This is a genomic window from Gellertiella hungarica (assembly GCF_014197145.1).
GTDB lineage: Bacteria > Pseudomonadota > Alphaproteobacteria > Rhizobiales > Rhizobiaceae > Gellertiella > Gellertiella hungarica.
In genome coordinates this window covers 315,663-342,206 of the sequence record NZ_JACIEZ010000003.1, presented here as the reverse complement: position 1 = coordinate 342,206, position 26,544 = coordinate 315,663, and the positions used below count along the sequence as shown (strand labels likewise).

Below are 26,544 nucleotides of genomic sequence, written 5' to 3'. Positions count from 1 at the left end.
CGTGTCCGTAACACTGCTGACTGTCAGTCGGCGAAGACCGCAGCCTGCGTGTCCGGCCGGTGCAGTGATTGGGAGGTGATCACCTCGACATCGGTGTTGACCCCCGCGGTCACCTTGAAATCCATCTGGTAGATCTTGTCCTTGTTGCGGGCGACGGCCGTATACTGGCCCTCCGAAAGGATCAATGTCGGGAAGGCGCTGACGCTTTCCGCCAGCGTGTCGCCCGAAGAGGTCAGCACGGACCAGGCCGTATCGGCCAGCGCCTCGCCGCCCTTTTCCGATACGAGCTTGAGCGTGATCTGGGCAGCGCGATGCTGCAGCACAGCCTTGGTCAGGCGCCCGGCCTCCACCTGGATGTCTGCCCGGATCACGGCATTGATGTCCCCGTAATTCGAAACGACATGATAGGTCCCGGCATTCAGGCGCACCACCTCGTTCGGATTGACGTCATCCATGACGAGGCCCCGCTCGCCGTCTTCCTTGATGTCCGTCGAATAGATCGTGAAGCTGAGATCGTCGGCGGGAATGCGCATGTCCGAGCCCGAAACGGCGTTCAGCAGCAGGCCGCCCGCATCGAGCACCAGGGTCTGCCGGGGAACGTCGCCGACGAGCGGCACCTTGAGCCGCTTGGTTACGCCCGCGCGCCCGAAGGCGACATTGACGAAATAGTCTCCGGGCGCGAGCTGGAAGGCGGAGGAGCCGCCCGTGGCGGTTGCTACCAGCGGCAGCTTCTCGTCCGAGCCCGCATTCGGGCTGAAGACGCTCCAGACGAGGCCGTCCTCCACGGGTTTCCCATCCGACTTGAGTTTCGCCTCGAAACGCACCGTCTTCATCATGGCGGCTGGAGAAAGCGGGTCGTTGGGTGCGGTAAAGGCGTTGAGCTTTGGCATCTTCGCCACGCCGTCCAGCTGCTGGAAAGCCTTCAGCGGGTCGTCGGCAAGCCCGCCGCCTTCGCTGCCCGAGACGCTCGGGGCGGAGGCCGCGCCCATGTCGGCCTGGGGCGCATCCTGGGCCGTGGCCGTGGTCACCCAGGACAGGGTTCCCATGAGGATGAGGAAGCCGCGAACGGCTCTGGAAAGTCCCGACATGAAAGATACCCGGTTGACATCTGTTGCGCGCGGCTTCACTTCAAACTGAACCGAATGGCAATTTCAAGGCCCACCTTGTCTGCTGCCGGCTTCGCCGGCTTTCTCACCCCATGGACCTCCCGATGACCGAAAACAAAGCCCTCAAGGATTATCTTGCCGTCAGGCGCTCCATTCCCGCGTTCCAGATGCGGGAGCCGGGCCCGTCCCGTCCTGAGATCGAGGAACTTCTTCCGCTCGCCTCCCGCGTGCCGGACCACGGAAAGCTCGCTCCCTGGCGCTTCATCGTCTATCGCGGTGAAGAGCGGGTGCGCATCGGAGCCGAGCTGCTGAAGCTTCGGCTCGCCGTCGAACCGAACCTCAGCGCCGAGCTGGTCGAGGTGGAGAAGACCCGCTTCACCCGTGCCCCCGTCGTCATCGCCGTTGTCAGCAAGGCGGCACCCCATGCCAAGGTCCCGGAATGGGAACAGGTTATGTCTGCCGGTGCCCTTTGCCTCAACACCCTCATGGCAGCCAATGCCGTCGGCTACGTCGCCAACTGGCTGACGGAATGGTTCGCCTTTGACGAGCGTGCCTGGCCGCTTCTGGGCATCCAGCCGGGTGAAAAGGTCGCCGGCTTCATCCATGTCGGCTCCACGGACTTTCCGGCAGTCGAGCGTCCGCGTCCGGAGCTTTCCGAAACCGTGACCTGGGTGGGCGAGGCCTGATGCGGTTCTACGAAACCGCCGGCAATGTCCACGGGCTGCGACACGATCCCTTCAAGGCCATCGTGTCGCCGCGTCCGATCGGCTGGATCGGGACCCGCGGTCTCGACGGGTCGCGCAATCTCTCGCCCTATTCCTTCTTCAACATCGTTGCGGATGATCCGAAGATCGTGATGTTCGCGGCCGGGCGAGGGAAGGGTTCTCCCCGCAATGCCGCCGAAACGGGCGTCTTCACCGTCAGTCTGGTGAGCAGGGATCTGGTGCGCCCCATGAACGAGTCGTCCATTGCCGTACCTTATGGTGTGGATGAATTCGCGATTGCCGGGCTCACCCCCGTCACCGGACAAATGGTCGACGCCCCCTATGTCGGGGAAGCCCATGCCGCGCTGGAGTGCCGGGTGACGGAAATCCTGCATCCCAGGGGTCTCGAAGGCCAGGAAGCGGATACGGTAATCACCTTCGGACAGGTGGTGGGCATTCATATCGATGAAAGCATCATTCGCGACGGACGCATCGACATGGCTGCGGTGCGCCCGGTCGGGCGCATGGGCTACATGGATTACTGCGACGGTGGCGACGTGTTCGAGATGATGCGCCCGAAAGCGCCCTGATCCGAGCCGCTACGGCGCGCGTTTCAGGACGCGAAGCGCGCGCAGGTAATCCCGCCGGCACAATTCGTCCGGCTGCTGCAGCCATGCCCGTGCCTCCTCGACCTCATCGGGACCGGGGGTGAAGCCGTGGTTGATGGCACTGACCTGGCGCGGTGACAGGGAGAATTTCCCCGTGAACCCGTCCGCCGCCGCTTCCTGCACATCCCTTGCCAATCTGTCGGTGGACCAGAGGCCCGAATGGGAATCGATGGCCTCCAGCCCCGCCGAGGCTGCCGCCAGCAGCACCGAGCTGCGGGCCAGCCGGAACGAATCCGAAAGCGCTCCCCCCGCATCCAGCATGCGGCGAGCACCGACATGGGCGCGGAAGGCTTCCGCCGACCAGCCCAGGCCGATCAGCCTGCGAGAAAGGCCGCAAAAATCGGCGTTGAGAGCATGCGGTAGCAGGCAGGCAAGACGGGTCAACCCGTCCTCGATGTCGTTGATGGCCTCGTGGACCGCGACCAGCACGTCGAGCTCCTGCACGTCCCGCGGGTCGTGAACGGTCAGCAAAAGCCCGGTCGGCCGCGCCGGCATCAGGGTTTCGAGCAGGCTGTCGGTGTCGTCGTCGGCCTCCGGCAGCAGAAAGAACACGGCAGGCGCCCCGACCTGCTGCAGCGCCTCTTTCGATTCGCGAACAAACTGACAAAGCGCTTCGGCTGCGGTGGCCCGGCGCACGCGGCTGACTGCCCCGAGATCGAAGCAGACCACATCCGCCCCGCTCTTCATTCCGGCGGCAAGAGCGCCCTCTTCGAGCGGTGGAATCACCAGCCAGGAGCGGGTGAGGAAATCGACCGGAAGGCCGTTGGGTGCGAGGTTCATCCGCGTCTCACTCCTCGGGCGCGCCGGTCGGTCCGGGGGCCCATCCTGTCCCGCAACGGGAATCGCCTGCCATTCAGGCCAACCTACGCCCGCTTTGCGGCATTTTCCCAGCATCAGCCGTGGATCTCCACACCGCGCTTTCTTCTAATGGATTTATGCTTAATGAACGTAGTTAACCAATCGTAATCCATTGATCGGTAGGGTGAGTCCCAAGCGAATGAGCAATCGTTCACGTCAGTGGGGCAGTATCCGTGATCGTACAGGCATTTCTCAGATGGTCGGAAACGGCGCGTGTCGCCGAACGCGCAAAGGCTGCGAATGCGCTGGGGCGGGCCTATATCCGCTCCTCCATGGGCGAGGAGGAACGCCGCGCCGCGCTGATGGCCATGACCTACCTGCTCGACGATCCGTCCCCGAAGGTCCGGCTTGCCCTTGCCGAAGCGCTTGCGACATCCGACCTTGTGCCGCGCTCCCTGATCCTGCCTCTTGCGGAAGATCAGCCGGAAATCGCGGCAACCGTCATTACCCAGTCGCCCGTCATTACCGACGACGATTTCGTCGATCTTGCTGCCCGTGGCGACAGCGTGAGGCGTAGCCTCATCGCCTCGCGTGCAGAAGTGTCTGCCATCGTATCCGCCGCCATAGCAGCCGTGGGGGACGAACCGGAAATTGTGCTGCTTCTCGAGAACCCGGACAATCGCTTTGCCGCGGCAACCCTGCGCGACATCGCCCGCCGCCATGGCGCGAACGCCGAAGTGCGGAGCTTGCTGATGGAAAGGCCGGATCTGCCGGCCGATGTCCGTCACATGCTGATGCAGCAGGTGACGGAAGCGCTGTCGGCCCTGGATTTCGTCCGTGCGACCGTGGGTGAGCGGCGGATGGCCCGCATTGCCCGCGAGGCTTCGGAGGCCGGGACGCTGACGATCGCAGGGCACGCCGACGAGCGGGACATTCCGGCACTGGTCGAGCATCTCCGTATCGGTTGCCGTCTTACGCCTGCCTTCCTGATGCATGCGCTCTGCGCGGGCCGCATCGATTTCATCGCCTGCGTTCTCGTGAACCTGACCGGTGTCGAGGAGCGGCGGGTGCGCTCGGTTCTCTCGACCGGCCGGATGCATGCAGTCCGAGCGCTGTTCGAGGCAGCAGGACTGGGCCGCGATATCAGCGTCGTCTTCGTGGAAGCGGTATTCCTTCTGCGCAGTCAGGCCACGGGCAAGGGTGCCGGCAGCGTCGCGGCGGCGCTCCTGCGGACTTTCCGCAAGCCGGGCGGTGACCGCACGCCGGCAACTGATCTCATCGAGATGGTGGAGCGGCTGGCGATTTCGGAACAGCGCATGGAGGCACGCTCCTATGCCATACAGGCGGTGGTGGCGGCCTGAGCTTCCTTTGCGGGAAACGGCGTCGCGCTACTTGACGTCCTCGACCACGAGGCGGTTGTTGAGGGGCTGGATGGGGCGCGCGTTCATCGGGAACATTTCCCTGAACTTGGCGATCTGGGCCATCGATGCTTCGATGGGCGTCTTCATTTCAAACCAGTTGACCCCTTCGGAGCAGGGCGGCGTGGTGAGGGAACCCATGAAGCGGTAGTAGGAACGATCCTTTGGCAAGAGCGCCTTGAGATCGGTCTTCACGTCGATGAGCCGCTTGGTCTTCCCGGCCTCCGCCGGACCGCCCCAGAAGATCTGCTCCAGCGTTGGACTGACGCCGCCTTCCTTGATCAGCACACCCACGACGGCAAGCGTGCCGTTCTCGTCCTTGTGAACCAGATGCAGTTCCAGAGGGAAGCTCTGACCCTCGATCTGATATTCGCTCGGGGTGTGGAAGTGGAACTGCACCAGCTGATAGGTGTGATCCTCGATGGTCATCGAATAGCCGTAGGGAACGTTCACCTGCATGGTGTGGCCATTGTTGACCACCTCCGTCGGGATCTCTCCATAGTCGAACTTGATGGAGGGCAGGTCGGCCTTGATGTGGGTCACGAGATCGACCGGGGATTGCTGCTGCCCGAGTTCGCACGCCTCGAAACTGTGGTCCAGCTTGGCCCAATGCTGCGGCCCTTCCTCGCCTTCATAGGTCCAGTGCGGGGTGCCCGAGCCCTTGCCGACAGAAGCGGTGGTGGCGAGCAGCAGCATGGAGGTGGCAAGAAGGGCAATGGGACGCATGGAACAAGCCTCGGGTCACTGTTGCGCAATCATTGCACGGAATACCGGTCATCCCCCAAAGGCTCGCACGGGCGCGTCAATAATTGGTTACTGATTTTCGATGTGCGGATGATCCCGGGGTAACATGCAAAGCGGCGGCGAGCCCCTTGCCCCTTCGGGGGAAAGGGTGCTGACCATCCTGATCGCTACCGTCCGCGAAGCCCGGAAGGACCTCGCGTCAGATATCCAGATTATCGGCGAAGGCAGCGCGATCCTGAATGAACCGGAAACGGGCTTCCGGCTTGGTGCCCATCAGCGCATCCACGGCATCCCTGGTGCCTTCGAAATCGGCATCATCGATCGCGACCTTGAGGAGGGTGCGGTTTGCCGGGTCCATGGTCGTTTCCTTGAGCTGCGCCGGCATCATCTCGCCGAGGCCCTTGAAACGGCCGATCTCCACCTTCTTGCCCTTGAACACCGTCGCCATCAGCTCCGCCCGGTGTGCGTCGTCGCGGGCATAGAGGGTCTTGCCGCCCCCGGTCATGCGGTAGAGGGGCGGAACGGCCAGATAGAGATGGCCACCCCGGATCAGCTCCGGCATTTCCTGATAGAAGAGGGTAATGAGCAGCGAGGCGATGTGCGCTCCGTCCACGTCCGCATCGGTCATGATGATGACCCGCTCGTAGCGCAGATCCTCCTCGCGATACTTGGTGCGCGTGCCGCAGCCGAGCGCCTGGATGAGATCGGCGATCTGCTGGTTGGCCGAGAGCTTCTCGCGGCCGGCGCTGGCGACGTTCAGGATCTTGCCGCGCAAGGGCAGAATGGCCTGGTTGGCACGGTTGCGGGCCTGCTTGGCCGAGCCGCCGGCCGAGTCGCCTTCGACGATGAACAGCTCGGCGCCTTCCGCCGTGTTCTGCGCGCAATCGGCAAGCTTGCCCGGAAGGCGCAGCTTGCGCACTGCGGTCTTGCGGTTGACTTCCTTTTCCTTGCGGCGGCGAAGGCGCTCCTCGGCCCGCTCGATGACCCAGTCCAGCAGCTTGGCCGCTTCCGCAGGATTGTCCGCGAGGTAATGATCGAAGGGGTCGCGGAGCGCGTTTTCAACGATGCGCTGCGCCTCGACGGTCGCCAGCCGGTCCTTCGTCTGTCCGACGAATTCAGGCTCCCGGATGAAGACGGAGAGCATGCCCATGGCGGAGATCATCACGTCGTCGGTGGTGATCTGCGCGGCCCGCTTGTTCTGGATCAGATCCGCATAGTTCTTGAGCCCCTTGGTGAGCGCGATGCGAAGCCCCGCCTCGTGCGTCCCGCCCTCGGGTGTCGGGATGGTGTTGCAGTAGGAATGGATCTGCTGGTCGCCGCCATACCAGGTCACCGCCCATTCGATCGCACCGTGCCCGCCGGTCTTCTCGGACTTGCCGGCAAAGATCTCGCGGGTGACGGTGAATTCCTTGCCGAGATTGGCCTGCAGGTAATCCTTCAGACCACCGGGGAAGTGGAATACGGCCTTCTCCGGGATGTCCGACCCCTCGGGCAGCAGCTCCGGATCGCAAGCCCAGCGAATTTCGACGCCGCCGAAGAGATAGGCCTTCGAGCGGGACATGCGGAAGATGCGGCCCGGATCGAAGCGCGCATGTTCTCCGAAGATCTGCTTGTCGGGGCGGAAGGTCACCTTGGTGCCACGGCGGTTGTGCACGTCGCCGAGTTCCTGGAGACCTGTCTGCGGAATGCCGCGCGAGAAGGTCTGGCGGTATAGCTTGCGGTTGCGGGCAACCTCGACCTCGACGAAATCGGAAAGCGCATTGACCACCGAGACGCCGACACCGTGCAGACCACCCGAGGTTTCATAGGCCTTGCCGTCGAATTTGCCGCCCGCATGGAGCTTGGTCATGATGACCTCGAGCGTGGACACGCCCGGCACCTGCGGATGATTTTCCACCGGCATCCCACGCCCGTTGTCGGTGACCGACAGGAAGCCGTCCTTGTTCAGGTACACTTCGATGAAGTTGGCGTGACCGGCGACCGCCTCGTCCATGGAGTTGTCGATCACCTCGGCGAAGAGGTGATGCATCGCCTTCTCGTCGGTCCCGCCGATATACATGCCGGGGCGCATGCGCACCGGTTCCAGCCCCTCCAGAACCCGGATGGCCGATGCGTCGTAGCTGTCACCGGCCGGTGCCGGCGGTGCGGCCGGGCGTGCCCGTTCCGTCGCTTCGGCACGGGCCGGGGGCGTTGCGGCTGCGGGGGGTGTCTCCTGCCTCGTTTCCCTGGGGAGGGAGGAGAAGAGATCGTTGTTATCGTCCATGGGCTGTTCGGATCTGGCTATCGTGTTCACGTCTTGTTTTTCTGGGTTGCCTTTTAGGCGACACGGTAGGGAACCGCAATCGTCTCAAGGCCGCGAATCGCTCAGCCGATACTGGCAGATTCCGCATTTGTTCGCGATGCGGCTGGGGCACGAATGTTCGGCAAGCCTTGCTCTATCCACCGATTGCATGGCATTTGCGGCCGGAAAATGCCTTGCGAGGAGCCCACGCCATGCTGAAACGACCCTTCCTTGCCCTTCTCGTCACCCTGATGGTCGCACAGGGGGCGGCGGCCGAAGGATCGAAAGGGCCGCTGAAGCCGTTCAAGGACGAGCTTTTTTCCGCCCAGACGCGGATCGAAACTCGCGACGGCGGTGACTATGAGGTCGTCGACTACCAGGAAATGCGGGACATCAACGGGCGTGACGAGGAGCCGGAACGGCGCGTCAAGCGCGCCTGGGTGGATCTGTCTCCCCGCAGCGCACAGGCGGACGAGACGCTCAACCTAGCCTCCGGTCCCCTGGCAGTGACACGGGTGGGAAAGGGGGAGGGCGCCGCATTTACCGTCATCTTCATTCACGGCCGCGACGGCGACCGGCGGCTCGGTTCGAACGACTGGCGTTTCGGGGGAAATTTCAACCGGCTGAAGAACCTCGTTGTCAAGAACGGCGGCGTGTATTACGCCCCGACCATCCGGCGCTTCGACGCCAATGGCGTGCGTCAGGTTGCAGATCTGATCGCCGCCGCGCGCAGCGCGAGCGGTGGCAAGCCCGTCATCCTGTCCTGCGCATCCATGGGCAGCTTCCTGTGCTGGGGCATCACCCGGGAGGCTGCGACCGTGCGGGATCTCAAGGGCATGCTGGTGATGGGCGGCGCGCCGGACCCGGATTTTCCGAAAAGCGCCTTTCATGAAGCGGGGCTGCCGCTGTGGTTCACCCATGGCAGCGCCGACAAGGTCTACAAGGCTGATGACCAGGCTGCCATCTATGCGCAACTTCATGCCAAGGGCTATCCGGTCCGTTTCACGCTCTTCAATACCGGTTCGCATGGAACACCGGTGCGCATGACGGACTGGCGCCGGGTGCTGAACTGGCTTCTGACCCGCTGAGGCCCACTGAAGGGCGAGCGCCTGCCTCGCTTCCCTTTTGCCGCTGCTTTTGCTAGGGGAAGCCGCACACAATGAAGGATGAGGACCGATGACCCCTGACGTGAAGCCGCTCGTGGCTGGCAACTGGAAAATGAACGGCCTGCGCAACTCCCTCGACGAGCTCAAGGCGATGTCGGAAGGCGTTCACGATGCGCTGAGCGAGAAGGTCGACACCCTCATCTGCCCGCCCGCGACCCTCCTTTATGTCGCCACCGCGCTTGCGACCGACAGTCCGTTGATGATCGGCGCGCAGGATTGCCATACGAAGCAGTCCGGTGCCCATACCGGGGACATATCGGCCGAAATGATCGCGGATTGCTTCGGCACCCATGTGATCGTCGGCCATTCCGAGCGCCGCACCGACCATGAAGAGACGGACGAGCTGGTGTCGGAAAAGGCTGCGGCCGCCTGGTCTGCGGGTCTGGTCGCGATCATCTGCATCGGCGAGACGGAAGCCCAGCGAAAGGCCGGTGAAACCCTCGATGTGCTGAAGCGCCAGCTCGCCGGCTCGGTTCCCGATGATGCCACGGCAGAGAACACCGTCATTGCCTACGAGCCCGTATGGGCGATCGGCACGGGGCTGACCCCGACTGCAGCCGACGTGGCGGAAGCCCATGCCTTCATGCGCAACGAACTGACGGCACGCTTCGGCAAGGAAGGTGCGGGCATGCGTCTTCTCTACGGCGGTTCGGTCAAGCCCGGAAACGCCAGGGAGCTGATGGGCGTCGCCAATGTGGATGGCGCGCTGATCGGCGGGGCCAGCTTGAAAGCGGCCGACTTCCTCGCCATCTACAAGGCCTACGAGGATTTGCTGGCTTAATGGGGAGGCGGGGCTTGGAATAAGCCCGCTCCTCCTGTAAAGAGCCCCCAAACGACTTTCGCCCCATCGGGTGGGGCAGGATTGGACACCCATGCAAACCGTATTGCTTGTCATCTATCTCATGGTGGTACTGGCGCTGATTGGCGTCGTTCTCATCCAGCGTTCGGAAGGCGGCGGTCTGGGCATCGGCGGCGGCTCCGGCTTCATGTCGGCGCGCGGCACGGCCAATGCGCTGACCCGCACCACCGCCATCCTCGCAACGCTGTTCTTCGCTCTCGCGCTCGGCATGGGCATCCTGTCCAAGTACGAATCGAAGCCGACCGACATTCTGGACAAGATCCCGCAGGGCACCGGCCAGAACGGCGTTCTGGATCAGCTCGGCGGTGCGAAATCCGATGCGCCTGCCGGCCAGACGGCTCCGGCGGCCCCGGCCGCCAACGGTCAGGCCGCTCCTGCCGCCAACGGTGCCGCCCAGCCGGCCGCTCCGGCTGCTCCCGCCGACAAGTCGGGCGTCCCGACAGGCCAGTAAGGCTTTCCAAAATCACCCCGTCCGGCAGGCCAAAAGCCTGCCGGATTTCTTTTGTGTATCATTCGCCACCGTTGATAAGCATATTTAATCTTGCTCGGGGGCTGGCGGAATCAATTCGGAAACGGTAATCGGTAAAGCCCATGGCGCGATATGTATTCATCACTGGCGGCGTGGTTTCCTCCCTTGGCAAGGGAATCGCAGCCGCAGCTCTCGGCGCGTTGCTGCAGGCCCGTGGCTATCGGGTTCGCCTTCGCAAGCTTGACCCCTACCTGAACGTCGATCCCGGCACGATGTCTCCCACGCAACACGGCGAAGTGTTCGTGACCGATGACGGTGCCGAGACGGACCTCGATCTCGGTCACTACGAACGCTTCACCGGGCGTTCGGCGACCAAGAGCGACAACATCACCACCGGCCGGATCTACAAGAACATCATCGACAAGGAGCGGCGGGGCGATTACCTCGGCGCGACCGTCCAGGTGATCCCGCACGTGACCAACGAGATCAAGAACTTCATTACCGAGGGTAACGAAGACTATGATTTCGTTCTGTGCGAGATCGGCGGTACCGTCGGCGATATCGAGGCCATGCCCTTCATGGAAGCGATCCGCCAGCTCGGCAACGACCTGCCGCGCGGCACGGCCGTCTATGTTCACCTGACGCTGATGCCCTACATTCCGGCGGCCGGAGAGCTGAAAACCAAGCCGACGCAGCATTCGGTCAAGGAACTGCAGGCTCTCGGCCTGCGTCCCGACATCCTGCTGGTGCGTGCGGACCGTGAAATCCCGGAAGCGGAACGCCGCAAGCTCTCGCTCTTCTGCAACGTGCGTCCTTCCGCCGTCATCCAGGCCCTGGACGTTGCCAACATTTACGACGTGCCGATGGCCTATCACAAGGAAGGCCTCGACAACGAGGTGCTTGCCGCCTTCGGCATCGAGCCCGCGCCCAAGCCGCGGCTCGAGGCATGGCAGCAGGTCGCCGAGCGGATCCACAATCCGGAGGGCGAGGTCACCATCGCCATCGTCGGCAAGTACACCGGTCTCAAGGACGCCTACAAGTCGCTCATCGAAGCCCTTCACCACGGCGGCATTGCCAACCGTGTCAAGGTCAAGCTGGAGTGGATCGAATCGGAGATCTTCGAAAAGGAAGATCCTTCGCCCTACCTCGAGAAGGTGCATGGCATTCTCGTGCCCGGCGGCTTCGGCGAGCGCGGCTCCGAAGGCAAGATCGCGGCGGCGAAGTTTGCGCGTGAGCGCAAGGTCCCGTATTTCGGCATCTGCTTCGGCATGCAGATGGCAGTCGTCGAGGCGGCACGCCATCTCGCGGGGATCGAGAATGCATCTTCGACAGAGTTCGGCGAAACGAAGGAACCGGTCGTCGGCCTGATGACCGAATGGGTCAAGGGCAACCAGCTCGAGAAGCGCAAGGCATCCGGCGATCTCGGCGGCACCATGCGCCTCGGCGCCTATACTGCCGCGCTGAAAAAGGGCACCCGGATCGCCGAGATCTACGGGACGACGGATATCTCCGAGCGCCACCGGCACCGCTACGAGGTCAACGTCGACTACAAGGATCGCCTCGAATCCTGCGGCCTGCTGTTCTCCGGCATGTCGCCCGACGGCGTTCTGCCGGAAACGGTGGAGTATCCCGACCATCCCTGGTTCATCGGGGTACAGTATCACCCGGAACTGAAGAGCCGTCCGCTCGAACCGCATCCGCTCTTCAAGAGCTTCATCACGGCCGCGCTGGAGCAGAGCCGGCTGGTCTGATCGAGGGGCGGGGGCCGAGGCAGGCATCGGACTTGCCGGGTCGCACCCCCCCTCTGTCCCTGCCGGGACATCTCCCCCAGGCGGACGAGCTTCGCTCGCCGCGAGGGGGAGATCGACCGTGGCTTCAGGATTTCCCAAGACAACTAGTGTCTCATCCGCCGAGGTGTTGGCTGGGCGCCCACCTAAACACCATCCCCATTGAGGGGGAGATGGCCGGCAGGGCAGAGGGGGCGAGCCGCAAGCGCACCTCACGCAACTTCGGCAGCCGCCCTGATGGTGAATGCTACACCGTATTGTCGGCCATTAGTTCGCTGGCGCGTTCGTGGAAGAAATCGTGGTATTCGTCGCCGCTGTCGCGGGCCATGAGCAGCTCGCGCAGGTCCTGGAGGCTGACGAGGAGCAGCAGCTTGCCGTGTTCGCGCAGCATTTCGACGGCCGCACGCCGTGCGCCGGGGTCGAAGCCGTTGCGGGCGATGAGGATACCGATGGAGCGGCGGGCCTTTGGGTGGAGATGCCGTGCCGCGGACAGCACGTCTCCCTGGCCGGCCGGATCGGCATCGTTGACGAAGCCGACGCACATGTAGCGGCTCCCGAATTCCTCCGACAGGGCTGTCCAGACATCGTGGCGCGGCATCAGCCTGACGATCAGCGTGGGGCGGTTGAGGCCATCCTCCACCAGCACGGGAACGCTCCAGCGTTGCACCTGATCGGTCAGCAGCTGGCGCACCGCCTTTTCCCCGATCTGCTCGAACTTGCGGTGGTGTTCGCGGCCGGGCTTGGATTGATCGAGCTCCGCGATGATCTTCGCGCCTTCGCCGCGCGCCTTGGCACGGGCCGTATGCGCCTCAAGCAGTTGCATCGTTTCCGCGTGCTGGCCCGGATCGCTCGAGATTTCCCGCAGCAGGTCGGCCAGCGCCTCGGCCAGCGTGGGCGTTTTCAGCGCCATCGGCACCAGTTGGGGAATGCCCAGAAGCGCCACGCCCTGGCGCTCCGCCTCCTGGAGCTGCGCCTCGGTCGGCTCGGCGGTGGTGACGAGCGTCGCATGCCGTGCCTTGCGGGCATCGCGCTGGCGCTTCAACTCGTCGAGCGCGTTGCGGAACAGCCCGTCTTCCATCCGCCGGCTGCGGACGAGCTTGGCTTCCACGACCGTCAGCTCATTGTCCGGAGGGCGCTTGAAGACGAAATCCGCAGCGGCAGCAGGTGCCTTGCCGTTCTTGGCCTTCCAGCCGCTTTCGACCACGATCGCGCCCTCGCGCGCGAGGATCTTCTCCGCCAGAGAGCGAAAGCTGATCTGGATTTCACGATGTCTCGGGCTGCGTTCCAGCATGAGGCCCCTCTCTTCATGATAGGGAATCGAAGCTCGTCCAGCATAGACGACCGGCAGGCGCGGTCCATTGGTTCTATAGGAATATCGTAACAATAAAAAAGCAATAGCCGCCCATGAGGGCGGCCTCGGCCTGTGGGGGGAAGCCTCAGAGGCTTTCGGGATGAAGGAGCAGCACGGGGCAGGGCATGCCTGCCGGCAGCTCAGGCGCGTGAGGCGGCCGGACGATCAGGCAGTCCGCCTGGCTGAACTGTTTCATCAGCGATGAATCCTGCTTGCCGAAGCTTTCCACGGAGAGCTTGCCGCTTGTTTCGCGGTAGAGCCGCGCGCGGACGAAATCTTGCCGGTGATCGTTTGCAGGCAGCGCCGCGACCGTGATCGCGGTTGCCTCGCGCCGTGCCGGCGGCAGATGGGCGAGCTTGCGGATGAGCGGCTCCATGAAGAGCAGGGCGCAGACCATGCTGGACACGGGGTTTCCCGGCAGGCCGAGCACGTGCATCTCGTCCAGGCTGCCGACCATGAGCGGCTTTCCCGGGCGCATGGCGATCTTCCAGAAATCCAGCTGCATGCCCGCTCCGGTCAGAACGGACTGCACGAGGTCGTGGTCGCCGACGGAAGCGCCGCCGAGCGTGATCAGCACATCCGCCTTGCGCGAGCGCGCATCCGCAACAGCCGCGCCGATTGCTTCCGTGCTGTCGGGAACGATCCCGAGATCGATGACTTCGGCGCCGGACTGCCGCGCAAGGGCGGCCACGGCATAGGTGCTGGAAGCAATGATCTGGTTCGGTCCGGGAGCGGAGCCGGGCAAGGCGAGTTCGTCGCCCGTGGCGATAATGGCAACGATGGGCTTGCGCCATACGGGAAGCGTCGCATGGTTCATGCCGGCGGCAACCAGCAGGGTCGCGAAATCCACGGCTCGGCCAGCTTCGAGCACCACCTCGTCCAGCATGAAGTCCTGCCCCTTGGGCCGGATGTGGCGGCCCTGGGGTGTGACGAAGGTGGAGCGGATGCGACCGCCCTCCAGCACTTCGGCATCTTCCTGGAGCATAACCGTGTCCGCACCGTCCGGCACGGGAGCGCCGGTGAAGATGCGTACCGTTTCACCCGGTCCGACGCTGCCGGCAAAGCCGTGACCCGCCGCGGACTCCCCGATGACGGAAAGCTCCGCTCCGACGGTTGCAATGTCGGCGGCCCGCAAGGCGTAGCCGTCCATGGCTGACGAGTCGAAGGGTGGCTGGGTCAGACGGGCCGCCACATCGGCAGCCAACACGCGGCCCACGGCCGCGTCCAGCGGCACATCTTCCTGTCCGGGAAGCGGGGAAGCCTTTTCGAGCAGCCGCGAAAGCGCGGTAGCAACGGAGAGCAGCGTCATGGTTCTCGTCCTTCCGGATGCCTGTAGTCGCCGGATTTTCCTCCGGTCTTCTCGATGAGGCGTATACCTCCGATTTCCATCGCCTTGTCCACGGCCTTGGCCATGTCGTAGATCGTCAGGCAGGCGACGGAAACGGCGGTCAGGGCCTCCATCTCAACGCCGGTCTTGCCCGTGAGTTTCGCGGTTGCGCTGACGCGCAGGCCCGGAAGCGCTTCGTCCGGTGTTATGTCGACCACCACCTTCGTGAGCATCAGCGGGTGGCAAAGCGGTATGAGGTTCGACGTCTGTTTCGCCGCCATGATGCCCGCAAGCCGTGCCGTGCCGATGACATCACCCTTCTTGGCATCGCCCGCCAGTATGATGGCAAGCGTTTCCGGGTTCATGCGCACGCATCCTTCTGCGGTTGCGCTGCGGGTCGTGTCGGCCTTGTCGCCGACATCCACCATGTGCGCCTCGCCGGACGCTGCGATGTGGGTGAGGCGGGTCTCGCTCATCACTCGGCCGCGGCTCTTGCGGTGGTCCCCAGCAGCGACCGCGTTGCGGAGGCGACATCGACCTGGCGCATGAGGCTTTCGCCGACGAGGAACGTGCTGATGCCTGCAGCCAGCATGCGCTGGCAGTCCGCATGGGTGAAGATACCGCTTTCCCCGACCAGCAGCCGGTCCGGCGGCACCATCGGCGCGAGCGCCTCGCTGACGCCAAGGCTCACTTCGAAGGTGCGCAGGTTCCGGTTGTTGATGCCCACCATCGGCGAGGCGAGCTTGAGGGCACGCTCCATTTCCGGCGCATCGTGAACCTCGACCAGTACGTCCATGCCGAGCGAGAAGGCCTCCTCTTCCAGGCGGCGGGCGTCATCGTCGGTCAGGGAGGCCATGATCAGGAGAATGCAGTCTGCCCCCCACGCCCGCGCCTCGTGGACCTGATAGGTGTCGAACATGAAATCCTTGCGCAGAGCCGGCAGGCTGCAGGCCGCACGGGCTGCGGTCAGGAACTCGGGGGCTCCCTGAAAGCTCGGCGTATCGGTGAGGACGGACAGGCAGGCCGCGCCACCTTCCTCATACGCACGCGCCAGCGACGGCGGGTCGAAATCCGGGCGGATGAGGCCCTTGGAGGGGCTCGCCTTCTTGATTTCGGCGATCAGCCCGAAAAGGCCATCCGCCTTCTTCTGCTGCAGCGCCTTGAGGAAACCGCGCGGCGCCTCCTGGTCGGCGGCACGGGCCTTCAGGTCCGCGAGCGGTACGCGCGTCTTCGCCGCAGCGATCTCGACCCGCTTGTAGTCTTCGATCTTCTTCAGGATGTCGCTCATGGCTCGTTCCTTACTCCGCGGCGTTGGACGTCGATACGAGTCTGGCGAGCGCCTCTGCAGCACCCCCGTCCTCGAGCGAGAGATTGGCGAGGCGCATGCCCTCGCGGATGGTTTCGGCCTTGCCGGCGACCACGAGCGCAGCGGCAGCGTTGCAGACCGCGATATCCCGATAGGCATTGCGCGCGCCCTCGAGCACGGCCTTCAGGGCCGCCGCATTGGCCACCCCGTCGCCGCCCCGCAGCTGGTCGAGCGTCGCCACCTCGACACCGAAATCCGCCGGTGTCAACTCGAAGGAGCGGATCTTTCCGTTTTCGAGTGCGGCGACTTCTGTCTTTCCTGTCGTGGTGATCTCGTCCAGGCCGGAACCATGGACGATCCAGAGGCTTTCCGAGCCCAGGTCTTTCAGCACCTCGGCAAGCGGCATCACCCACTTCGGTGCAAATACCCCGAGCAGGTGCCGGCGCGTGCTGGCCGGGTTTGAAAGAGGGCCGAGGAGGTTGAAGATCGTCCGGGTACCGAGCTCCACCCGGGAGGGTCCCACGTGGCGCATCGCGGAGTGATGCATCTGCGCGAACATGAAGCCGATATTGGCCTCGTGAATGCATCGGGAAATCAGTTCTGGACCGATCTCGAGCTGCACCCCGAGCGCGGAGAGGGCGTCCGCCGTGCCGGATTTCGAGGAAAGGGCGCGGTTGCCGTGCTTTGCCACGGGCACGCCCGCCCCGGCGACGATCAGCGAGGCGAGTGTCGAAATGTTGTAGGTGTGGCTCCCATCCCCGCCGGTGCCCACGATGTCGATGGCGTGAGAGGGGGCTTCCACCGGAAGCATCTTCGACCGCATGACCTCGACGGCACCGACGATTTCGTCCACGGTCTCGCCGCGGACGCGCAGCGCCATCAGGAAACCGCCGATCTGCGACGGTGTTGCTTCCCCCGACATGAGGATGTCGAAGGCAGCGCGGGCTTCATCGCGCGTCAGCGCCTCGCCATTTGCGGCCTTGGCGATCAGCGGTTTCAGTTCGGCCATATCCTGCCCCTTCCGTCCGTGGTCTTACCGCAGTGTCATCGCCTGCTGGGCGAGGTCGCGGTTGACGGTCACGCCATATTCCGCCTGGAGGCGAGCGACCATCTGGTCGAGGATATCGTCGCCAGCGGCGCGGGCAAGTCCGGTCACGTCCTGTTCGGGGGAAAGGGCATCGGTGGTCGCGGTTTCAGCCACGTCGGTAACCTTCAGGAGGATCTGGCCGGTGCCATCGGCGGAAAGGTCGTGGGCAACCGTGCCGACAGGTCCCGAGAAGGCGGCGGCAATCGCGCCGCGGCCAAGAACGGTGTCCTCGCTGCCGCGCTTCAGCCCAGACTTGTTCTCGACCTGGAGACCCATCTCCGTTGCGATATCGGAAAGAGCCTTGCCGCCCTTCACCTGCTTTGCAAGTTCTTCGGTCTTGGCGGCAAGGGCTGCTGCCTGCTGTTCTGCAGTCCAGTCCGCCACGGCCTTGTCCTTCACTTCCGCCAGCGTCCGGTCATGCTCCGGCTTCACATCGACGATCTCGTACCAGACATAGCCATTGTCTTCGGCGGCGAGCGGCGTGGTTTCCGCGCCCTGCTCGGCCTTGAAGGCGGCATCCAGCAGCTTCTTGCTCTCGGGGATATCCTTGACCGCGTTGCCATCCGGGCCCTGGCCGTTGGCATCGACGGCTTCGATGGTCATGGTCTTGAGCTTCAACTGGTCGGCCACCTGCGAGATGGTCATGCCGGACGCGCGCAGATCCTCGAAACGGTCGTGCACGTTGAGGATTTCCTCGCTGGCATTCACAAGCGCCAGTTCCTTGCGGATTTCATCCTTCACCGACTCGAAGTCGCGGGCGCTCTCGGCCTTGATCTTGGAAATACGCAGGATGACCGGGCCGAAGGAACCGTCGACGACATCCGTGGTGCCTCCGTCCTTCGTCACGGCAAAGGCTGCCTCGGCAATCGCCGGGTCCGGAACCTTGTCCTTGGTGAACTCGCCGAGAAGGATGTCCGCCTCGGTCTTGTCCTGGTCCTTGACCAGCTGGTCGAAGGTGACGCCTGTCTTGAGCGCGGCTTCGGCGGCCTCGGCCATTTCCTTGTTAGGGAAGGAGAGCTGCTCGATCGTGCGCGAGGCAGGCGTCTTGAAGCTTTCCTTGCGCTTTTCGAACTCTGCCTTGATGGCGTCGTCGGTGACGGTGGAGGGGTCCGCGATATCTTCCGGCGTCAGATGCACGACGGCAATCTTGCGGAATTCGGGCGCGCGATAGCGGGCCTTCACACCTTCGAACCACTTGGAAAGCACGTCGTCGGCGGGCGTCTTGATCGGGTCGATATTGGCGTTCGACAGAAGCAGGTAGTCGACGGTGCGGCTTTCGTCGCGATAAAGCGTCAGCGCATCCACCAGCGCCTTCGGTGCCGAGAAGCCATCCGAAACTGCATCGACGATCTGGCCGCGCACGGCCACCTTGCTGCGTTCGGCGATGTACTGGTCCGGCGCCAGCCCGGCATTGCGCAGGCGGCTTTCGAAGAGCTGGCGATCGAAGGCACCGTTCACCGACTTGAAGGCGGGATCATCCGCGATCAGACGCGCCAGGCGCTCCTCGGAAAGACCGAGCTTCATGTCGGAAGCGAGCTGGTCGAGTGCAGCGCCGGCAGAAAGCTCTGCATAGAGCTGCTGCTCGACCCCGAAGGCCTTGGCCTGATCGGTGGAGAGCTGGGTGCCGAGCTGCTGGCTGAGATTCGCCACCTGGCGCTGGAAGGCGAGGCGGAACTCGCCGACATTGATCTTCTGGTCACCCACCGTCAGCACTGTGGAGGAAGAACCGTGCTCCATGCGCTGGGACGCGCCCCAGATGCCAAAGGATGCGATCAGCAAAATGAAAAGGGCTTTCGCAACCACCGTCTTGGACGCTTTTCTGAGCAGTTCGAGCATTGGGTACCACACCTCGCAAACGATTCAGTCCTGCCACCTTCAGGAGGCACGCAAATATCGTTCCTTAGAGGAAACCGTGGCGGAAATGAAGCGCTGAAGTCACGGAAAATGCCCGGCTGACGGATGAGGCGGCCGTCGGTCGCGAAGGCTCGCTTCGTCTCGACAGGCCGACGCAATCTCACGGTGCGAGGATCGCGGCCGGCGGAACCTTTCCCGCCGAGGTACGTTTGTGGGCCGACAAGGAGCCGCATACCCATGACCTTTATTGAAATGCCCTTCGACCAGCCCTTCCGTATCGAACTTCAGGGGGGCCTCGAACGGATCTTCCTGAATGCCTATGATGCACTCGATTTCCTTGAAAACGAATGGCCCATCCGTACCGGTCTCTTCTACGAGCGGGCGATCGCCGCGTGCCGTGACGCGCTGGAAGGCCGGGGTACGTGCCGGGCAGCGCGGGCCGCGCTGATGCTTGCCTGCCGCGAGGCGGGGCTGCGTCCTGCATCCACGCGCAGAGCGCCGCTCGCCGGTCCGCGCAAGGCCGCCTGACGGGAACCTTTATCCAAGCGAGCCGGTTTTCCGTAGCAAAAGGAGAACCGCAATGGACAATTCGAACACCCGCTATTCCGACACCGATCGCGAGGAACGCATCCGCGAGCGGGCCTATTCGCTCTGGATCGAGCAGGGCCAGCCGGAAGGACGCGATCTGGAGCACTGGATGGAAGCCGAGCGCAATGTCGGCGGCGAGGAGGCACCGCAGCCGCGCGAGATGGATGAAAACCTCTCCGTGCTGGGCAAGGAAGGTCGGAACGAGTGATGGCCCTGCCAGTCCTGCCAAGAAAGAAGGGCCCGGAGGCATTGCCGGGCCCTGTTGCATGTCTCAACGGCGGCGGTTCGATGGGGACGCCGCTCCTTCGACGGCACCGATCACGAATCCCGTGACGAAGAGGGCGGCAGCCAGTCCGATTCCCGCGGCCGGAGGTACCGAAGGCCTGAGGCCGCCATCGATGCCGCCGGGGTCCCGCGCCGGCCGGAACAGGTTTCCGGATGAGCGGGCGGCCTTCTCCGCCTTCTGGAAGTGCCGCCGCATGACCCATGCCATCGCACGGGCGGTAAAGGCGGGGGCCAGGAAATGGCCGACGCGGACGAGGTCGGTGAAGCTTCCGACAGTCGTCGTATCCTTCGGTTGCTGCACCACGCGCACGATCGCGTCTGCCACGCTCCGCGCATCATAGACCGGAGGCGGAGCGGAAAGCTCCGCGCCCGTATAGTTTGCGCCGTGGCTCAGGCCGGGAGTATCGATGAAGGCGGGATAGATGTCGCAGATATGGATGTCGGGCATGTCGGCCACTTCGGCGCGCAGCGCTTCGGAAAATCCCTTGAGCCCGAACTTGCTCGCTCCGTAGGCCGCCGCAAAGGGCGTGGAGGCAAAACCGCCGAGCGAGATCATGTTGACGAAGACGCCATGCCCCTGCTTTCGAAACACTGGGATAGCCGCATGGGCGTCATTGATGTGACCGATGAGGTTCGTCTCGATCACCCGGTGATGCGCCTCTATGGGCGTCTCCTCGAAAGCGCCCACGGCACCGACACCCGCATTGCTGACCCAGACATCGATCTCGCCGAAGCTCTGGGCCACCTCGGCGAGTTCCTTTACCTTTTCCGCCTGCGTCACGTCGGTCGGATGGACGAGCACGTCCACACCTTCCTCGCGGCAAAGCTTGGCCACATGCTGGAGCGCCGCGGCATTCCTGGCCGCCAGCACCAGCCGGGCGCCCTTGCGGGCAAACGCGAGTGCCGTTGCCTCGCCAATCCCGCTCGATGCGCCCATGATCACCACAACGGCCTCATGCAGATTCTTCTTCACGTGTCTGATCTCCCATACCGAGGAACATGAGGAACGCCGAAGTCACGGACCGGGGCGGACGCCGGTCTGCGGCGCGGCTTCGTCCATGGCGCGGCTGTTGTCGGTTTCCCGATCGCCGGGGCCTTCGGCTGGCTTGCCGGCATCGTCTTCAGCGCCGGCCTTCAGCTGCTCTGCTGCCCGCTCGTCGCTGGAGGGGCCTTCGCCCGGTTGCTTTTCCTGGCCGGAAAGCTGATCGCGGGCGGTCTCGTTCTGCTGCTTGCGGTCCTGACGGGCAAGTTCGCGGTCGATGAGATCGCGGTCGCCTTCCGGCGGATCCTGTTGCAGGCGGTGGGGTTCGGGATTCATGGGGCATCTCCCTTGCGGTTGACGCACCGCGCGGGACGCGCAGGCGTGCCAAGGCAAAACCGCAAAGGCCGAGCGAAGGTTCCGCAGGGAAAGGCGGGCGAGGGCTTCCGGCGCCTCGCTCGGTCAGACGAGCTTCATCGTCACCGACTTGAGCTTGCAATAGGTCTTAAGGCCTTCGAGACCCTTGGCCCGCCCGAAGCCCGACTTGCCGTTTCCGCCGAAGGGAACTTCGAAAGGCGCTGCAAAATACTCGTTCACGTAGATCTGCCCCGCATCCACCTCCCGAGCGAAGCGCACGGCCTTGGTCAGGTCGCGGGTATGGATCGCCCCGGCAAGGGCGTAGCCGGTTCCATCTGCCAGCGCGACAGCGTGGTCGAAATCGTCCGCGACCTGAAGCGTCAGGACGGGCCCGAAGATTTCCTCCTGCACGATGGCATCGGCCGGATCGGGGGCCTCGATCAGGGTAGGGGCGAAATACCATCCGCCGGGTGCATCCTCGGGCGAGAGACGCGTACCGCCGGAAATGATGCTGTTTCCCCGGCCCCGGGCACCCTCGACATGCGCCTCGACCCGCGCAAGCTGCTCTGCAGAATTGACAGCGCCGACATCGAGATTGGCCAGCCCGTGACCGGTGCGCAAGCCCGCCATGGCCTTCGAGAGCCGTTCGGCCACCTCGTCGCGGATCGCACGTTCGACGATGAGCCGCGATCCCGCCGAGCAGATCTGCCCGGCATTCTCGAAAATGGCGCCCATGGCATCGGGTATGGCGCGGTCGAGGTCACAATCGGCGAGCAGCACATGCGGTGACTTGCCCCCGAGCTCCAGCGTGACGCGGGTAATGTTGCGGGCGGCCTCGCTCATCACCCGGCTGCCGGTGCCAACCGAGCCTGTGAAGGTGATGTGGTCGATGTCGCCGTGGGCGGTCAGCGGTCCGCCGACCCGGGCACCGGTCCCGGTCACCACATTGAACACACCATCGGGCAGCCCGGCACGCTTGCAGATCTCGGCCAGGAGCAGGGCCGTGAAGGGTGTCTGTTCCGCCGGTTTCAGCACCACGCTGCAACCACAGGCCAGTGCAGGCGCGACGCCCCGGACCGCCGATGTCAGCGGATAGTTCCAGGGGATGATCTGCGCAACCACGCCCACCGGTTCCTGCACCGTATAGGCGAGATAACCTTCGCCGACGGGGATCTGTGCGCCTTCCAGCTTGTCGGCAGCTCCGGCATAATACTCGAAGCCCCGTGCGGCGCTTCTGACATCGCCCTCCGCCTCGCGAAGCCGCTTGCCCGCATCGAACATTTCCACGAGTGCGAGCCGCCGTCCCTCCTCGAGGATGAGGTCGGCGATGCGGCGCAGGATGCGGCCCCGTTCTGCAGGGGCTGTCCGCGCCCAGGCTTTCTGTGCCTTGCGGGCGGACTGGACCGCGCGGTCCACGTCCGCCTGAGAGCCGTTTGCGAAGGATGCGAACGGCCGCCCGAGCCCCGGATCGAAGCTTTCCATCTCGCCACCTTCGAGAGGCGCGACAAATGCGCCGTCGATGAAATGACCGCGCGGGAGGCCGGCGATGGCGGCTTCGGCGCGCGCTTCCGCCAGCCGGTGATCGAGGTTGCTCATGGTTCTGATCCCACATTCCGAAAGGCCGCAGGAGGCGAGCCCAAGATGGTGTCGGAGCAGAGACTAAGCGCAAAGCTGTCCTTCGGGCTAGGGGCGGGGAATGTGAAATAATCCGCTCCTATGCGGAGCATTTTTTTGGAGGTGGACGTGCTCAGGCCACCCGCTCTCCCTCGCGCCAGACGCTCTTCACCACCGGCACGCCGTGAATACGGCGGATGCGGACCATGTCGGCCCGTTTGTCGGGCGCGATTTCGCCGCGGTCGTCAAGACCGACGGTTCGTGCGGGCGTGGACGTCACGAGCGCGATGGCTGCCGGAAGGTCCATCGCCTCGTTCTGGTCCGCCAGCACGAAAGGCGCATGGATCAGGCTGAGAGGCACGTAATCCGACGAGAGCACATCCAGCACCCCGGCCGCGGCAAGATCCCGCGCCGCGATGTTACCGGAATGGGACTTGCCGCGCACGATGTTGGGTGCGCCCATCAGCACGCTCAGGCCCGCCGCATGAGAGGCCCTGGCGGCTTCCAGCGAGGTCGGGAACTCCGCGAGCCGCACCCCATGATCGATGGATTCCTGCACGTGTTCCGCTGTCGCATCGTCATGGCTTGCAACGGTGATGCCGTTCCGGCGGCAATGATCGGCCAGCGCCTTGCGGTGTGGCGCGGCAAACGCAGCGGAATTGGCAAGGCGGCGGTCGACGAAGGCGCGGAACTCCTCGTCCGACATGCCGGTCTTGCCCTTGTAGTAGAGGGTGTACTGGTCCATCGTCTGGAACTGGCGCTGGCCCGGGGCATGGTCCATCAGCGAGACCAGGCGGACATTCGCATCGCCGCGGAAGGGTTCGAAGTGGTCGAGCACATCCGGGGCGGAGACTTCGCAGCGCAGGTGCAGAAGGTGCTCCGCCCTGAGGCGCCCCTCGTCCGCGGCCTGCTCCAGTGCATCTGCCATGTCGCGCATCTCGCCGGCGGCAAAACCTCCCTTTTCGTCCGAGCCCATGCGCAGGCAGTCGAAGACCGTGGTGATGCCCGCCGAGGCGACCTGCGCGTCATGGGCCTGTATTGCTGCAAGCTTGTCCCACCGCACGCCGGGGCGGGGCGAATAATGGCTTTCCAGATGGTCCGTGTGCAGCTCCACCAGACCGGGGATGAGGTAATCGCCCTCCCAGTCCTCGCCGGCCGTTCCGTGGCCTTCGCCGATATCGGCGATCCTGCCGTCGCGGACCTGCAGGCTGCCAGCGACGACCCGGTCTCTCAGGACGAGGCGGGCATTGCGGATGACGAATTCCTGGGACATTGGGGAGTGCCTTCTATTCTCTTGATGTCAGTGCGGATTGCGGTTGATGAGACGGCTGCGGAGCGCATTCGATATCGTGTCGAAGATGAAGACGACGACGAGCAGCAGGATCACCATGTAGGCAACGTTGTGCCAGTTGGAGTTGGTGCGGATCGCTTCCCAAAGCTTGAGGCCGATGCCGCCCGCGCCGACCGCGCCGATGACGGTCGCAGAGCGGGTGTTGGATTCCCAGAAATACAGCGCCTGGCTGGCAAAGACCGGCATCACCTGCGGCAGGACGCCGTAGCGCTGGATCTCCATGGGCGACGCACCGACGGAGCGGACGCCCTCGCGCTGCCTGTCGTCGATGTTTTCGAGCGCTTCCGAATAGAGCTTGCCGAGCGTACCCGTGTCGGTGAAGAAGATGGCCGACATGCCGGCCAGCGGTCCCGGCCCGAAGGCGCGGGTGAAGAACAGCGCCCAGATGAGCATGTCCACCGACCGGAGGAAGTCGAAGAACCGCTTCGTGATCTGGTTCAGAAGGCGGCTGCCGGTGATGTTGCGGGCGGCAACGAAAGCCAGCGGGAAAGCCACCAGGCAGGCAAAGAGCGTGCCCGCAAAAGCCATCACGATGGTCTGCAGCAGCTTTGTCCAGACATCCAGATGCTGCCATTCGGCATTGTAGCAGATGTTGTTCCAGGCAAGCGACAGATTGGACTGTTTCGGATCGAGCCGCTCGCCGGAAAGGATCAGCTGCAGCACCTCCGCATAGGACTTCCCGAAGAAGGGTGAGCTCGTGTCGAAGAAGAAGTTTGCCCAGCCGAAGAAGCGGTTGCGCGCAACGACGCGGTCCGCGGAAACTTCAGCCCAGCCGGTCAGGCCGAACGAGAGCACGATCTTTTCGCCCGGGCGTTTCTGCTCGGCCCATGCCGGCAACGGACCTTCCGGATCTGCCCTGCCGCCGCGGATGGCGATGGAGAGCGTTTCGCCGCCATGGTCGATGGTGACGAGGCCGGGCGTTATGTTCATGTCCGTGGACCGGTCGAACCGCACATCGGCAGCGAGGATCACGTTTTTTCGGACCGGCTCGGCGGTGGCCGGCATTGCAGCGCCATCCGGCTTTGTCGGGGATGCCGGGATCATGAAGCCCGTATCGGCAGCAGGCTTCGCCGCCGCAGACGGAGCGGCTGGCTTTGCTGCCTCTACGAGCCGCTCTTCCGACTGGAGCGACACCCACTCCGGCTCGGGGTTTTCGCCCAGCGGCGAGTGCCTTCCGTAGCTGAGCGACATGGTGCCGTCATCGGCGATGCGGAATTCGGGCCGCACCTCGTAGCTCACCCACTGGGCGAGATAGGAGCCCGCGATCGTCCAGTTGGCGCGGGACAGAACCGCGCCGATCGAGAAGAACCACCAGCTTGCCGCGAGATAGATCGCGAGGGCGAGAAGCATCAGCGGCATGCGGTACTTTCGCCGGTCGCTGACCTTCAGGATATCGCCGTGGCGGAGGGCAATGCCCTCGAGGAATGAGCGGTCCATGACCTGTTGCATCTCTTGTTGCCCCTTCAGGCGGCGCGGAAAGCCTGCCCGCCAACCAGCCGCTCGCGGAGCCAGGCAGACAGGTGATCGACGGCGATGATGGTGAGAAGAAGCAGAAGCACGATGGCGAGGGTCTTCGCCTCGTGGTTCTGGCTGATGGAAAGGCGGAGCAACTCGCCGATACCGCCCCCGCCGACCGCACCGATGATGGTGGAGGCGCGAACGTTGATCTCGAGGCGAAGCAACGTATAGCTCGCGAGGTTCGGCAGCACCTGGGGCACGATACCGAACCACACCCGCTCGATCCAGTTGGCTCCAGCGGCGCGCAGGCCTTCCTCTGCCTTCATGTCGGCATTCTCTATCACCTCGTAGAAGAGCTTGCCGAGCGCGCCGACGGTGTGAAGCGTGACGGCGGCGATGGCCGGTAGCGGGCCGAGGGAGAGGATGGCGAGAAAGAAGCCTGCGACCACCACTTCGGGAAAGGCGCGCAACACTTCGAGCACGCGGCGAACCAGATTCCTCAGCCAGGGGTTGGGCATCATGTTGCGGGCAGCCACGAAGGCCAGGAAGAAGGCGATGACCGCTGAAACCACTGTCGAAAACAGGGCGATGTTCAGCGTCTCGATCATCTTGAAGACATATTCCGGCAGGTAGATGCCACCCGCGAGGTAATGCCGGCCTTCCGGGTAGTTGTACTCGAAGCTGCCGTTGTCATAAGGCGAGGGCAGGTCGAACAGCGCCCGGAAGATCTCCAGGCCATCGCGCGGCACGAAATCGCGGAAGAAATCGAAGAAATAGGGCAGCCGGTCGAAGAATTTGCCGGCATTGGTCTCGTTGGCAAACCACAGCGAGCCAACCGTCGCAGCCAGGAGCAGCGCCAGGCCAAGCAGGCTGTAGGCCCGCCGGCGCGCAGCAAGGGCGTTCCAGTGGCGCTCTACATGGGCACCGCTGTCTGTCAGGACGGGAGGAGTGGGCCGTTCACGGGTCATTGCTGCATCATGTCAGGAG

General features: G+C 64.1%; 25 protein-coding genes. 9 read left to right on the top strand and 16 right to left on the bottom strand.

Annotated features, from left to right (window positions below; genetic code table 11):
• Positions 1 to 23: 23 nt before the first annotated feature.
• Complete coding sequence (locus tag GGR23_RS10170; RefSeq protein WP_382340196.1) at positions 24 to 1,046, bottom strand: hypothetical protein; 1,023 nt, start codon at positions 1,044 to 1,046, stop codon at positions 24 to 26.
• Positions 1,047 to 1,210: 164 nt separating this feature from the next.
• Between GGR23_RS10170 and GGR23_RS10165 the strand changes: the two genes are divergently transcribed.
• On the top strand, positions 1,211 to 1,792 hold the full coding sequence (locus tag GGR23_RS10165; protein WP_183366162.1) for a nitroreductase family protein: 582 nt from the start codon (positions 1,211 to 1,213) through the stop codon (positions 1,790 to 1,792).
• The gene (locus tag GGR23_RS10160) at positions 1,792 to 2,400 is read left to right on the top strand and encodes a flavin reductase family protein (protein WP_183366161.1); all 609 of its coding nucleotides are present in this window, start codon (positions 1,792 to 1,794) and stop codon (positions 2,398 to 2,400) included. Before GGR23_RS10165 ends, GGR23_RS10160 begins: the two co-directional genes overlap by 1 nt.
• Positions 2,401 to 2,409: 9 nt before the next feature.
• Here the strand turns inward: GGR23_RS10160 and GGR23_RS10155 are convergent, their stop codons facing one another.
• A complete protein-coding gene (locus GGR23_RS10155; protein WP_183366160.1) occupies positions 2,410 to 3,258 on the bottom strand; it encodes a hypothetical protein in 849 nt (282 codons plus the stop codon).
• Positions 3,259 to 3,509: 251 nt separating this feature from the next.
• Here GGR23_RS10155 and GGR23_RS10150 point away from each other — a divergent pair, with 251 nt between their 5' ends.
• Entirely contained in the window at positions 3,510 to 4,637 is a 1,128-nt protein-coding gene (locus tag GGR23_RS10150; protein ID WP_183366159.1) for a DUF2336 domain-containing protein, read from the top strand.
• A 27-nt stretch (positions 4,638 to 4,664) separates the two neighbouring features.
• Here the strand turns inward: GGR23_RS10150 and GGR23_RS10145 are convergent, their stop codons facing one another.
• Together GGR23_RS10145 and parE are read right to left on the bottom strand one after the other, a co-directional pair.
• A complete protein-coding gene (locus tag GGR23_RS10145; protein WP_210296923.1) occupies positions 4,665 to 5,420 on the bottom strand; it encodes a carbonic anhydrase in 756 nt (251 codons plus the stop codon).
• Between the two features lie 217 nt (positions 5,421 to 5,637).
• The gene (parE, locus tag GGR23_RS10140) at positions 5,638 to 7,701 is read right to left on the bottom strand and encodes a DNA topoisomerase IV subunit B (RefSeq protein ID WP_183366381.1); all 2,064 of its coding nucleotides are present in this window, start codon (positions 7,699 to 7,701) and stop codon (positions 5,638 to 5,640) included.
• 269 nt (positions 7,702 to 7,970) lie between these two features.
• On the opposite strand from parE, the gene GGR23_RS10135 reads away from it, so the two are divergent.
• The 4 genes from GGR23_RS10135 (at position 7,971) to pyrG (ending at position 11,964) form a co-directional block, all read left to right on the top strand.
• Positions 7,971 to 8,807 carry an alpha/beta hydrolase gene (locus GGR23_RS10135; RefSeq protein WP_183366380.1) on the top strand — a complete coding sequence of 279 codons (837 nt, stop codon included), beginning with the start codon at positions 7,971 to 7,973 and terminating at the stop codon, positions 8,805 to 8,807.
• Between the two features lie 88 nt (positions 8,808 to 8,895).
• A complete protein-coding gene (gene tpiA, locus GGR23_RS10130) occupies positions 8,896 to 9,666 on the top strand; it encodes a triose-phosphate isomerase (RefSeq protein ID WP_183366158.1) in 771 nt (256 codons plus the stop codon).
• 91 nt (positions 9,667 to 9,757) lie between these two features.
• Positions 9,758 to 10,195, top strand: a complete 438-nt coding sequence (gene secG / locus GGR23_RS10125) for a preprotein translocase subunit SecG (RefSeq protein WP_183366157.1) — start codon at positions 9,758 to 9,760, stop codon at positions 10,193 to 10,195.
• A 140-nt stretch (positions 10,196 to 10,335) separates the two neighbouring features.
• A complete protein-coding gene (gene pyrG / locus GGR23_RS10120; protein ID WP_183366156.1) occupies positions 10,336 to 11,964 on the top strand; it encodes a CTP synthase in 1,629 nt (542 codons plus the stop codon).
• 283 nt (positions 11,965 to 12,247) lie between these two features.
• On the opposite strand, the gene GGR23_RS10115 is transcribed toward pyrG, so the two are convergent.
• The 6 genes from GGR23_RS10115 to GGR23_RS10090 all read right to left on the bottom strand — a co-directional run bounded on the left by GGR23_RS10115 (position 12,248) and on the right by GGR23_RS10090 (position 18,907).
• Positions 12,248 to 13,291: a restriction endonuclease gene (locus tag GGR23_RS10115; protein WP_183366155.1), complete on the bottom strand. Its 1,044-nt coding sequence runs from the start codon at positions 13,289 to 13,291 to the stop codon at positions 12,248 to 12,250.
• Between the two features lie 145 nt (positions 13,292 to 13,436).
• Positions 13,437 to 14,660 (bottom strand): molybdopterin molybdotransferase MoeA, encoded by a 1,224-nt coding sequence (locus tag GGR23_RS10110; protein ID WP_183366154.1) that lies wholly within the window; start codon positions 14,658 to 14,660, stop codon positions 13,437 to 13,439.
• Entirely contained in the window at positions 14,657 to 15,154 is a 498-nt protein-coding gene (gene moaC, locus GGR23_RS10105; protein ID WP_183366153.1) for a cyclic pyranopterin monophosphate synthase MoaC, read from the bottom strand. Before moaC ends, GGR23_RS10110 begins: the two co-directional genes overlap by 4 nt.
• Entirely contained in the window at positions 15,154 to 15,966 is an 813-nt protein-coding gene (gene trpC, locus GGR23_RS10100) for an indole-3-glycerol phosphate synthase TrpC (protein ID WP_183366152.1), read from the bottom strand. The genes moaC and trpC overlap by 1 nt, the downstream gene beginning before the upstream one ends.
• A gap of 10 nt (positions 15,967 to 15,976) precedes the next feature.
• The gene (gene trpD, locus GGR23_RS10095; RefSeq protein ID WP_183366151.1) at positions 15,977 to 16,993 is read right to left on the bottom strand and encodes an anthranilate phosphoribosyltransferase; all 1,017 of its coding nucleotides are present in this window, start codon (positions 16,991 to 16,993) and stop codon (positions 15,977 to 15,979) included.
• A 24-nt stretch (positions 16,994 to 17,017) separates the two neighbouring features.
• Entirely contained in the window at positions 17,018 to 18,907 is a 1,890-nt protein-coding gene (locus tag GGR23_RS10090; protein ID WP_183366150.1) for a peptidylprolyl isomerase, read from the bottom strand.
• A gap of 255 nt (positions 18,908 to 19,162) precedes the next feature.
• On the opposite strand from GGR23_RS10090, the gene GGR23_RS10085 reads away from it, so the two are divergent.
• A complete protein-coding gene (locus GGR23_RS10085) occupies positions 19,163 to 19,453 on the top strand; it encodes a DUF982 domain-containing protein (RefSeq protein WP_183366149.1) in 291 nt (96 codons plus the stop codon).
• A gap of 52 nt (positions 19,454 to 19,505) precedes the next feature.
• Complete coding sequence (locus GGR23_RS10080; RefSeq protein ID WP_183366148.1) at positions 19,506 to 19,721, top strand: DUF2934 domain-containing protein; 216 nt, start codon at positions 19,506 to 19,508, stop codon at positions 19,719 to 19,721.
• Between the two features lie 63 nt (positions 19,722 to 19,784).
• Here GGR23_RS10080 and GGR23_RS10075 read toward each other — a convergent pair whose 3' ends face one another.
• The 6 genes from GGR23_RS10075 to phnE (GGR23_RS10050) all read right to left on the bottom strand — a co-directional run bounded on the left by GGR23_RS10075 (position 19,785) and on the right by phnE (GGR23_RS10050) (position 26,525).
• Positions 19,785 to 20,771: an SDR family oxidoreductase gene (locus tag GGR23_RS10075; protein WP_183366147.1), complete on the bottom strand. Its 987-nt coding sequence runs from the start codon at positions 20,769 to 20,771 to the stop codon at positions 19,785 to 19,787.
• Between the two features lie 42 nt (positions 20,772 to 20,813).
• A complete protein-coding gene (locus GGR23_RS10070) occupies positions 20,814 to 21,116 on the bottom strand; it encodes a hypothetical protein (protein WP_183366146.1) in 303 nt (100 codons plus the stop codon).
• 123 nt (positions 21,117 to 21,239) lie between these two features.
• Entirely contained in the window at positions 21,240 to 22,730 is a 1,491-nt protein-coding gene (locus GGR23_RS10065; protein ID WP_183366145.1) for an aldehyde dehydrogenase family protein, read from the bottom strand.
• A 151-nt stretch (positions 22,731 to 22,881) separates the two neighbouring features.
• Positions 22,882 to 24,021: an alpha-D-ribose 1-methylphosphonate 5-triphosphate diphosphatase gene (locus tag GGR23_RS10060; RefSeq protein ID WP_183366144.1), complete on the bottom strand. Its 1,140-nt coding sequence runs from the start codon at positions 24,019 to 24,021 to the stop codon at positions 22,882 to 22,884.
• Between the two features lie 27 nt (positions 24,022 to 24,048).
• Positions 24,049 to 25,536 (bottom strand): phosphonate ABC transporter, permease protein PhnE, encoded by a 1,488-nt coding sequence (gene phnE, locus GGR23_RS10055; RefSeq protein WP_246365193.1) that lies wholly within the window; start codon positions 25,534 to 25,536, stop codon positions 24,049 to 24,051.
• A 26-nt stretch (positions 25,537 to 25,562) separates the two neighbouring features.
• The gene (phnE, locus tag GGR23_RS10050; RefSeq protein WP_183366142.1) at positions 25,563 to 26,525 is read right to left on the bottom strand and encodes a phosphonate ABC transporter, permease protein PhnE; all 963 of its coding nucleotides are present in this window, start codon (positions 26,523 to 26,525) and stop codon (positions 25,563 to 25,565) included.
• Positions 26,526 to 26,544 lie beyond the last annotated feature (19 nt).